Below are 9520 nucleotides of genomic sequence, written 5' to 3'. Positions count from 1 at the left end.
TGTGGGAGGAGGACGCCCTCGGCGCGGAGGAGCTGGCCGACACCGTCCTCGCGTTGGTGCGGGACGCGGGTCTGGAACCCGGTGACGAGCCCTGGCTCGGCGCGCTCGCGCTGCCCGACGAGGACGGCGAGCCGGCCCCGGCCTGTGAACTCGTCTTCCCCGGCGGCCCGTTCGCCCAGGTCATGCGCGAGGGTGAACTGGCCGCGGTGGACGCCGAGCTGGCCTCGAAGTGGGGCGAGCAGCCGCTGGCCGCCTGCGGCGTGCTGGTGAACTTCGCGCTCGTCCGCGCCACCGACGTCGTCCTCGACCCCGACGAACTGGAGCCCCGGGAGGGCGACTTCGCCGAGCCCGACGACCCGGGCCTGCTGGACGCGGTCGACGTGTGGGCGGAGGACATCCTCGACCGTTTCCCGGACAGCCCGGTGCCGCCGGTCGCGACCGAGATCATCGCTGTCCGGGATCTGGACCTGGTCGACGAGGACAAGTGGTCCCAGGCCCTGTCCCTGCTGTCGCAACCGCCCCTGCGGGACGCGATCGTCCAGCCCGTGCGCGTCCTGCTGCCGGACGGCACACACGAGGTCGTCCGGCCGTACACGGCGTGGTGGCTGCGCGGGAACCCGGTGCTCGACGGCCGCCGCCCGGCCGGACTGCGGGCCGCCGGCGGCGACGCGCTGCTGCGCGGCCTGTACGACGAGGCCGACGCGACCGGTTTTGACGATGAGCAGGTGCTGCGGGCGCTGGGGGTACGGACGTCCGTCGCCGCGCTGCTGGACGAGCCCGGCGGTGCCGCCGAACTCCTCGACCGGCTCGCCGACCCGGAGCGCGAGGTGAGGGACGCCCAACTGCACGCGCTGTACGGGGCCCTGGCCGAGCTGGACCCGGAGCAGGTGACCCTGCCGGACGAGCTGCGTGCCGTCGTCGACGGCCGGGTGGAGGTCGTGGACGCGTCCGACGCCGTGGTGTGCGACTCACCGGACCTGCTGCCCTTCACATCGGGCGTCCCGCTGCTGCCGGTCCGCCCGTCCCGGGCCGCCGATCTGGCCGAACTCTTCCAGGTGCGGCGGCTGAGCGAGTCGGTCACCGGGCAGGTCACCTCCGAGGGCACCGAACACGACGTCCCGGACTCCGTCCGCGTCCTGCTCGGCCCCCGCACGCCCTCCTCCTACATCGAGCACGAGGAACTCGTCGTCGACGGCGTGGAGATCGACTGGCGGCTCACCGACGACGGCGTGCTGCACGCCGCCACGCTGGAGGGCGTCGCCGCGGGGCTCGCCTGGGCGGCGGGGCAGTGGCCGCGGCGGTTCGAGGTGGCGGCGCTGCTGGAGGATCCGTCGCGGACGGAGGAGCTGGCGCGGGACCGGTGGTTCGACTGAGGCGTGCGGCGGCGCCTGGCTGTTCGGTGAAAACTCCCGCACAAATTTTTCACCAGTCGTACAACCATGCGCCTTGCTCGCGCATCTGATCACGTGAGTCAACAGACTCCACGATCACTTGGGCCCCAGGAGCCGACGACGAGCGCCGGGGCCCCTCTCCACCTGGAGAACGCATGCGTATCCGAGCCACCGTGGCCGCCGTGACCGGCGCCCTGGCCCTTTCCGCCTTCGCCGTGCCGGCCGCGCAGGCCGCCGAGCCGAAGGTCCCGGCGGACATCGCCGCCGCCAGCGAGGTCGTCCACCCCGAGTCCGGCCGGTCGGCCTTCGCCGCCACCGCGGACGGCACGCCGTACGCCATGAACGCGACCTTCTCCTCCGTCAAGGTCAACAACGGCAAGAACATCGCCGTCGGCACCACCAACCTGGTGAAGGTGCCCGTCTCCTTCAAGCTGACGCACGGCGCGGACGTCGACATCCACGCGGCCGACTTCTTCGCGGGCATCGAGCTGTACCGCGGTGCCTCGTTCGAGGAGTCCGTCTTCTTCTTCGACAGCAACGACGCGAGCTGCACCGACTCTTCCGCGACCGTCGCCAACTGCAAGGCCACGGTCGAGATCGACCCGTTCGCGCTGCTGAACGAGGACGCCGGCTCCTGGAAGGCCGCGGGCTTCGCGGTCGCGTTCAACGGCGAGGACCCGGAGAACCCGAACCTGGACAACGTCGGTGTCGCGGTGACGGACCCGACCAACTCCTTCAAGCTCCAGCGCTACTCGAAGCTGACGGTCAACGCCTCCCCGGAGCCGGTGACGAAGGGCAAGACCATCACGGTCACCGGCAAGCTGTCGCGGGCGAACTGGGACGACAACAAGTACCACGGCTACACCAACCAGCCGGTGAAGCTGCAGTTCCGCAAGAAGGGTTCCGACACCTACAGCACGGTGAAGACCATCACGTCCAACTCCACGGGCGAGCTGAAGACCACCGTCAAGGCCGCCACCGACGGCTACTTCCGCTACTCCTTCGCGGGCACGACGACCACCCCGGCCGTCAACGCCACGGGTGACTTCGTCGACGTGCGATAACACCGTCCCGCACGGCACGGACGACACCGCCGGCCCCGGAATCCGTTCCGGGGTCGGCGGTTCCGTATGTCCCCTGTCCCATGTCTCATGCGCTGGTCAAAGATTGGGGATGGGGCGGCAAAACCGGAACGGGGCGTACAACTTGTTCCCGGGCTCGTGGATCTGATCACCCGAGTCAACAGACTCCTAGATCACTTCTCCACCCTGGGGAACACATGCACATCCGAGCCACCGTGGCCGCCGTCGCCGGCGCCCTGGCCCTCTCCGCCCTCGTCGTTCCGGCCGCGCAGGCCGCCGACGCGCCGTCCGGCAAGGCGGGCTTCAGCTCCGCCTCCGCCGACGCCGACTCGGGCACCACCGCCTCGACCCTCGACGTCACCTTCTCCGACGTCAAGGTCAACAGCGGCAAGAACATCGTCGTCGGCACCACGAACGTGGTCAGCTTCCCCGTCACCTACACCGTGACCCACGCCGCCGACCTGGACACCAGCTCGGACAACTTCGCCACCGGTCCGCTGATCTACCACGGCTCCTCGCTGGACACCGCGGACAACGTCCTCATCAGCGACGACCCGGCCACCTGCACCGCCGCCTCGTCGACCGTCCTCGACTGCAAGGGCGTCATCGCCATACACCCGGCCGACGGCGACCTGTTCAACTCCGACGCCGGCACCTGGGGCGCCGGCGCCCTCGCCGTCACCAGCAACGGCGACGAGAAGGAGCAGGGCGGCCTGGGCAGCACCAAGGTGCAGCGCTACTCCAAGCTGACCGTCAACGCCGGCCCCGAGCCCGTCTACAAGGGCAAGACCATCACGTCCACCGGCAAGCTGTCCCGCGCCAACTGGGAGGACAACGCCTACCACGGCTACACCAACCAGCCGGTCAAGCTCCAGTTCCGCAAGGCGGGCACCAGCACGTACACCACGGTCAAGACGGTGTACTCCGACCAGTACGGCAACCTGAAGGCCACCGCCACCGCCCAGTACGACGGCTACTGGCGCTTCAGCTTCGCCGGCACGACGACCACCCCGGCGGTCAACGCCACGGGCGACTACGTCGACGTGAGGTAACCCCGGCTACGCCGGCACGCGGCGGTCCACCCACCTCCACAGGAGTTCCAGGGTGGCCGCCGCCACCGCCGCGATACCGACCGCCAGCCACGGCAGCGCCATCCCGATCAGCTTCAGCGCGAAGAAGTGCTGGAGCCCCGGCACGACCAGCACCAGCAGGAACGCTCCGCCCATCGCCGCTACCAGGGCGATCCGCCACCAGGTGTAGGGGCGGGCGATGATCGCCAGGACCCACATCGAGATGAGGAACAGCGTGAGCGTCGCGGCGCTGGTCTCCGCGTCCAGGGCGCCCGCGCCCGTGTAGTGCTCCCGGGCGATCAGATACGTCGCGAAGGTCGCCAGTGCGGCCACCACCCCGCCCGGGACCGCGTACCGCATCACCCGCCGCACGAAGTGGGGCCGCGCGCGCTCCTTGTTGGGCGCGAGCGCGAGGAAGAAGGCCGGGATCCCGATCGTAAGGGTCGACAGCAGCGTCAGGTGGCGCGGCAGGAACGGGTACTCGACCTGCGAGCAGACCACCATGATCGCCAGCAGCACCGAGTAGACCGTCTTGACGAGGAACAGGGTCGCGACCCGCGTGATGTTGCCGATGACCCGTCGGCCCTCCGCCACCACCGACGGCAGCGTCGCGAAGCTGTTGTTCAGCAGCACGATCTGCGCGACCGCCCGGGTCGCCTCCGAGCCGGAGCCCATCGCGACACCGATGTCGGCGTCCTTCAGGGCGAGGACGTCGTTCACGCCGTCGCCCGTCATCGCGACCGTGTGTCCCCGGGACTGCAAGGCGCCCACCATGGTCCGCTTCTGCTGCGGGGTGACCCGCCCGAACACCGTGCCGTCGTCCAGGGCCCGCGCCATTGCGTCCTGCTCGGCGGGCAGCCGGCGCGCGTCCACCGTGGCGCCGGACAGTCCCAGCTTGGCCGCGACCGCGCCGACCGACACCGCGTTGTCCCCGGAGATGACCTTGGCGGCCACGTCCTGGTCGACGAAGTAGCGCAGCGTCTCGGCCGCGTCCGGCCGCAGCCGCTGGTCCAGGACCACCAGCGCGACGGGCTTCGCTCCTTCGGCCACCTCCGGGTCGTCGAGGTCCCGGTCGACCCGGGCGAGCAGCAGCACCCGCAGGCCCTGCTCGTTCAGCCGCCCGGTCTCGGCGAGGGCCGGGTCGTCGTCGGGCAGCAGCACGTCCGGCGCCCCGAGCAGCCAGGTACTGGTCTCCCCGTCGGCCTCGGCGAACGCGGCGCCGCTGTACTTGCGGGCGGAGGAGAACGGCAGCGCCCGGGTGCGGCGCCAGTCCTCGGGGGCCGGGTAGGCGTCGATGATCGCCTTGAGGGAGGCGTTCGGCCGGGGGTCGGACTCGCCGAGGGCGCCGAGCACCCGGCGTACGTACGTCTCGTCGGCGCCCTGCAGGGGCCGCAGCCCGGTGACGTCCATGCCGCCCTCGGTGAGGGTGCCGGTCTTGTCGAGGCAGACCGTGTCGACCCGGGCCAGCCCCTCGATCGCGGGCAGCTCCTGGACGAGGCACTGCTTGCGGCCGAGACGGACGACGCCGATGGCGAAGGCGACCGAGGTGAGCAGCACCAGCCCCTCGGGGACCATCGGGACGATGCCGCCGACCGTGCGGGCGACGGAGTCGTCGAAGGCGTTCTCCTTCACGAACAGCTGGCTGATGATCAGGCCGATCGCGGTCGGGACCATCATCCACGTGACGTACTTGAGGATCGTGGAGATGCCGGAGCGCAGCTCGGACTGGACGAGGGTGAACCGGGACGCCTCCTCCGCGAGCTGCGCGGCATACGCCTCGCGCCCGACCTTCGTGGCCTGGAAGGCCCCGCCGCCCGCGACCACGAAGCTGCCCGACATCAGCGGGTCGCCGGGCCGTTTGACGACCGGGTCCGCCTCGCCCGTCAGCAGCGACTCGTCGATCTCCAGCCCGTCGGCCTCGGCGCAGACGCCGTCGACGACGACCTTGTCGCCGGGCCCGATCTCGATCAGGTCGTCGAGGACGATCTCGGAGGTGCTGACCTGGCCCGAGGCCCCGTCCCGGCGGACGGTGGGACGCATCTCGCCGATCAGCGCGAGCGAGTCCAGCGTCTTCTTCGCCCGCCACTCCTGGACGATCCCGATGCCGGTGTTGGCGAGGATCACATAGCCGAACAGGCTGTCCTGGATCGGCGCGACGAACATCATGATCAGCCACAGCACGCCGATGATCGCGTTGAAGCGGGTGAAGACGTTCGCGCGGACGATGTCGACGGTGGAGCGGCTGCTGCGCACCGGTACGTCGTTGACCTGGCCGCGCTCCACCCGTTCGGCGACCTGAGCCGTGGTCAGGCCGGTCTCGCGTGAGGTGACCGTCGCCGGCCGCGCGGAGTCGGCCCGGGCACCCGCGTCGAGATGCGTCATGCATTCGACGGTACGTGCGGATTTGCCGCTTCACCTGCCGAATGCACGGAAGATCCGATCTGGGAACGAGGGACGTCGTGCCCTGGTCGTACGGCAGTTGTACGCCCTTGCGTCCCCGTCGGACTCTGGTGCCACCGGCGGTGTCAGCCCGCCCGGCGCGCGGTGAACAGCAGGTACTCCCACTCCCTGACGTCCCCTGCCCCCGGGGCGCCGCCGCGGGCGAGGTCCGCCAGCTCGCGGTCCAGGGCGGCGGTGCGCTCGGGATCTCCGGCGATGCTCTTGTAGACGGTGATCGTGGGGCCGTAGCGCTCCTTGAAGTAGTCGCGGAACGCCTCGGGTGTCTCGAAGCGGTCGACCCGGACGGTCCGGCGCTCGGCGCGCACGTCTGTGACCCGGTCGCCGAGGAGGGCGCGCACATGGTCCTCGTCCCCCCACAGCGGAGGCGGCTGCGCGCCCGGCGGGGGCGGTGGCGCGTACGGCTTCATCGTGGCGAACATCCGCCCGATGAAGCCCTGCGGCGTCCAGTTCAGCAAGCCGATGGTGCCGCCCGGACGGCAGACCCGGACGAGTTCACCGGCGGCCTGCTCGTGATGCGGCGCGAACATCACCCCGACGCAGGACAGCACGGTGTCGAACTCCGCGTCGCCGAAGGGCAGCGCCTCGGCGTCGGCCTCCTGCCAGCTCAGTTCCACGCCCTGCCGCTCCGCCACGCGCCGGCCGGCCTCGAACAGCTCCGGGGTCAGGTCCGAGGCGACCACGTCCGCGCCGGCCAGGGCCGCCGGGATCGCGGCGTTGCCGCTGCCGGCGCCCACGTCCAGCACCCGCTGCCCGGAGCGCACCCCGCACGCCTCGACCAGGACCGCCCCGAGACCGGGGATGATCTCGGCGGCCACGGACGGGTAGTCGCCCTGCGCCCACATCGCCCGGTGCCTGGCCTTCAGAGCCCGGTCGGCCTCGGTCGCGCTGTGCTGCGTCGTCATGGCTGCGCTCCTCACCGGTGGGCGGCAGCCGCGACGGTTTCGGGCGTTTCGCCCCTCTCTCCGAGCGTAGGGAGGTGACGGAGACGTGTCTCGCCGGGGAGCGGGCGGGAACGGGCCTACTCGGCCGCCGGAGTCGCCGTCACGTCCTGCTGGGCCGCCGCCCGCTTGATCGCGGCATCGCGCTTGCGGACGTACCAGACGCCGATCAGCCCCAAGCCGCCGCCGGCCAGGCAGGTCCACACCCACCAGGTGTGGCCGTGGTCGTCGAACCAGCCGTAGAAGGGGAGCTGGACCAGGAAGAGGACGAACCAGAGGATCGTGCCGCCGGTGACGGTGGCGACCACGGGGCCCTCCAGGGGCTCCGGCGCCTCGTGTCTGGGGGTCCATTTCGCCATGGGGACAGCTTACGAGGCGATCGGGTCTACGCGCGGAGATGTGCGATCGCGGCCTTATATGTTCATACTGAAACGGTTTGTGTCTGACCACTTCTCTTCGTAGGAAACACCAAACACATGTCCTCCTCGGCTCCCGCCAAGGCCCCCGCCCCTGACCAGCCGGGAGCCGGGCCCGCGTACGGCGCACTCGACCGCTTCTTCCGGATCTCCGAGCGGGGTAGCACGCTGTCCCGCGAGGTCCGGGGCGGCCTCGCCACCTTCTTCGCGATGGCCTACATCATCGTGCTGAACCCGATCATCCTCGGCAGTGCCAAGGACATGTACGGTCACCAGCTCGACAACGGACAGCTGGTCACCGCGACGGCCCTCACGGCCGCGCTCACCACCCTCCTCATGGGTGTCATCGGCAACGTGCCGATCGCGCTCGCCGCCGGCCTCGGGGTGAACTCGGTCGTCGCCCTCCAGCTCGCCCCGCGCATGTCCTGGCCGGACGCGATGGGCATGGTGGTCCTCGCCGGGTTCGTGGTCATGCTGCTGGTCGCCACGGGGCTGCGCGAGCGCGTCATGAACGCCGTCCCCTACGGACTGCGCAAGGCCATCTCCATCGGCATCGGCCTGTTCATCATGCTGATCGGCCTCGTCGACGCCGGTTTTGTCTCCCGTATCCCGGACGCCGCCCAGACCACCGTCCCGCTCCAGCTCGGCGGTGACGGTCACCTCAATGGCTGGCCGGTCCTGGTCTTCGTCCTGGGTGTGCTGCTCACGCTCGCCCTGATCGTGCGCAAGGTCTCCGGCGCGATCCTGATCTCGATCGTCGCCATGACCGTCGTGGCCGTGGTCATCGAGGCCGTGGCCAAGGTGCCCAGCTGGGGTCTCACCGCCCCGAAGTGGCCCGGCAACCCGGTCGCCAGCCCCGACTTCGGGCTGGTCGGGCAGGTCAGCCTGTTCGGCGGCTTCGACAAGGTCGGTGTGCTGACCGGTGTGCTGTTCGTCTTCACCGTGCTGCTGTCGTGCTTCTTCGACGCGATGGGCACGATCATGGGCGTCTCCGACGAGGCGAAGCTGACCGACGCGCAGGGGCAGATGCCCGGCATCAACAAGGTGCTGTTCGTCGACGGTCTCGCGGTCGCCGCCGGCGGTGCCAGCTCCTCCTCGGCGACCACCGCGTTCGTCGAGTCCACGGCCGGTGTCGGCGAGGGTGCGCGCACCGGCCTCGCGAACGTCGTCACCGGCGGCCTCTTCGCCGTCGCCCTCTTCCTGACGCCGGTCGCCACCATGGTGCCGTCCCAGGCGGCCACCCCGGCCCTGGTCGCGGTCGGCTTCCTGATCATGGCCGGCTCGGTCAAGGAGATCGACTGGGCGGACTACACGATCGCCGTCCCGGCCTTCGTGACGATGCTGATGATGCCGTTCACGTACTCGATCACCAACGGCATCGGTATGGGCTTCATCACCTTCGTGGTGCTGCGGCTGGCGGCCGGGCGGGGCCGGGAGGTGCCGGCGGCGATGTACGCGGTGGCGGCGGTGTTCGCGTTCTACTACCTGATGCCGGCGCTGGGTCTGACCTGATCCTGGTCCTCGTCGCCCGGGTCGGGTGACCCGTAGAACCTCTCCGTCTCCTCGACGGCGGCCTGGAAACGCTGGTCGAAGTCATCGCGAATGAGCGTCCGGACGACATNNGGGTCGCGGCACCCTTCGGTCCGGTGTGTCACGTTCCACCACCGGATCACCCATATGAGTGATGTCACGGTTCAGTGGCCAGGGTCACGGGCATTCACGCGCGCCCCGGGTGGTACTTAGCGAGAGTAATGAGTTACGCTAAAGAACATGCCGGACCTCAACCATGGCGACGACGTAGCCGCCGTGAACTCCCTCCGCTCCGCCGTGATGCGGCTGTCCCGTCGGCTCAAGCACCAGCGGGTCGACGAGTCGCTCAGCCCCACCGAGATGTCGGTGCTCGGCACCCTGTCCCTGTGCGGCAGGGCCACCCCGGGCGAGCTCGCCCGCAAGCGGAACGCGTTCCTGGCCTCGCTGGTGGAGAACCTCGACGAGGACGAGTGGGCCACACTGCGCGCCGCCGCCCCCGTGCTGGAGAAACTCGCGCATCTGTAAGCCGTATGTCGCAAGGAGGCGAACCCTTTGAGTTCGGGACCCGGAGCAGCTTCCGCCCCCGCACCTGATCCCCACGACTACCCGCACACCTCCGACACACGCCGCTCC

7 protein-coding genes and 2 pseudogenes (1 of these 9 cut by a window edge) are annotated in these 9520 nt (G+C 70.1%); 5 read left to right on the top strand and 4 right to left on the bottom strand.

Going from position 1 to position 9520, the window contains the following annotated elements:
* The 3 genes and pseudogenes from CCL05_RS32930 to CCL05_RS32920 all read left to right on the top strand — a co-directional run.
* Positions 1 to 1373, top strand: a pseudogene (locus CCL05_RS32930) (sacsin N-terminal ATP-binding-like domain-containing protein); its annotated part reaches 395 nt to the left of the window's first position; the annotation flags it as partial.
* A gap of 173 nt (positions 1374 to 1546) precedes the next feature.
* A complete protein-coding gene (locus tag CCL05_RS32925) occupies positions 1547 to 2455 on the top strand; it encodes a hypothetical protein (protein ID WP_086564330.1) in 909 nt (302 codons plus the stop codon).
* A gap of 215 nt (positions 2456 to 2670) precedes the next feature.
* Complete coding sequence (locus CCL05_RS32920) at positions 2671 to 3525, top strand: hypothetical protein (RefSeq protein WP_086564329.1); 855 nt, start codon at positions 2671 to 2673, stop codon at positions 3523 to 3525.
* A 6-nt stretch (positions 3526 to 3531) separates the two neighbouring features.
* On the opposite strand, the gene CCL05_RS32915 is transcribed toward CCL05_RS32920, so the two are convergent.
* The 3 genes from CCL05_RS32915 to CCL05_RS32905 all read right to left on the bottom strand — a co-directional run bounded on the left by CCL05_RS32915 (position 3532) and on the right by CCL05_RS32905 (position 7300).
* Entirely contained in the window at positions 3532 to 5925 is a 2394-nt protein-coding gene (locus tag CCL05_RS32915) for an HAD-IC family P-type ATPase (RefSeq protein ID WP_086564328.1), read from the bottom strand.
* A gap of 143 nt (positions 5926 to 6068) precedes the next feature.
* Positions 6069 to 6905: a class I SAM-dependent methyltransferase gene (locus tag CCL05_RS32910; RefSeq protein ID WP_086564327.1), complete on the bottom strand. Its 837-nt coding sequence runs from the start codon at positions 6903 to 6905 to the stop codon at positions 6069 to 6071.
* Between the two features lie 116 nt (positions 6906 to 7021).
* Complete coding sequence (locus tag CCL05_RS32905) at positions 7022 to 7300, bottom strand: DUF2530 domain-containing protein (RefSeq protein WP_086564326.1); 279 nt, start codon at positions 7298 to 7300, stop codon at positions 7022 to 7024.
* 117 nt (positions 7301 to 7417) lie between these two features.
* On the opposite strand from CCL05_RS32905, the gene CCL05_RS32900 reads away from it, so the two are divergent.
* Positions 7418 to 8869 carry an NCS2 family permease gene (locus tag CCL05_RS32900; RefSeq protein ID WP_086564325.1) on the top strand — a complete coding sequence of 484 codons (1452 nt, stop codon included), beginning with the start codon at positions 7418 to 7420 and terminating at the stop codon, positions 8867 to 8869.
* Here CCL05_RS32900 and CCL05_RS47625 read toward each other — a convergent pair.
* A pseudogene (locus tag CCL05_RS47625) lies at positions 8839 to 8976 on the bottom strand (ribbon-helix-helix protein, CopG family); the annotation flags it as partial. The gene CCL05_RS32900 and the pseudogene CCL05_RS47625 overlap by 31 nt on opposite strands.
* Before the next feature lie 151 nt (positions 8977 to 9127).
* On the opposite strand from CCL05_RS47625, the gene CCL05_RS32890 reads away from it, so the two are divergent.
* A complete protein-coding gene (locus CCL05_RS32890) occupies positions 9128 to 9412 on the top strand; it encodes a hypothetical protein (protein WP_086564323.1) in 285 nt (94 codons plus the stop codon).
* The last annotated feature ends 108 nt before the right edge of the window (positions 9413 to 9520 follow it).

Source organism: Streptomyces africanus (assembly GCF_002150735.1).
In the GTDB taxonomy this organism is placed as follows: domain Bacteria; phylum Actinomycetota; class Actinomycetes; order Streptomycetales; family Streptomycetaceae; genus Streptomyces; species Streptomyces africanus.
The sequence above is the reverse complement of the archived record's forward strand: the minus strand, read 5'-3'. Positions and strand labels throughout refer to the sequence as shown.

What these genes read in the sequence shown, in the direction of transcription:
- CCL05_RS32925 (WP_086564330.1), top strand. Translation starts at nt 1,547, where the DNA reads ATGCGTATCCGAGCCACCGTGGCCGCCGTGACCGGCGCCCTGGCCCTT.
- CCL05_RS32920 (WP_086564329.1), top strand. Translation starts at nt 2,671, where the DNA reads ATGCACATCCGAGCCACCGTGGCCGCCGTCGCCGGCGCCCTGGCCCTC.
- CCL05_RS32915 (WP_086564328.1), bottom strand. Translation starts at nt 5,925, where the DNA reads ATGACGCATCTCGACGCGGGTGCCCGGGCCGACTCCGCGCGGCCGGCG.
- CCL05_RS32910 (WP_086564327.1), bottom strand. Translation starts at nt 6,905, where the DNA reads ATGACGACGCAGCACAGCGCGACCGAGGCCGACCGGGCTCTGAAGGCC.
- CCL05_RS32905 (WP_086564326.1), bottom strand. Translation starts at nt 7,300, where the DNA reads ATGGCGAAATGGACCCCCAGACACGAGGCGCCGGAGCCCCTGGAGGGC.
- CCL05_RS32900 (WP_086564325.1), top strand. Translation starts at nt 7,418, where the DNA reads ATGTCCTCCTCGGCTCCCGCCAAGGCCCCCGCCCCTGACCAGCCGGGA.
- CCL05_RS32890 (WP_086564323.1), top strand. Translation starts at nt 9,128, where the DNA reads ATGCCGGACCTCAACCATGGCGACGACGTAGCCGCCGTGAACTCCCTC.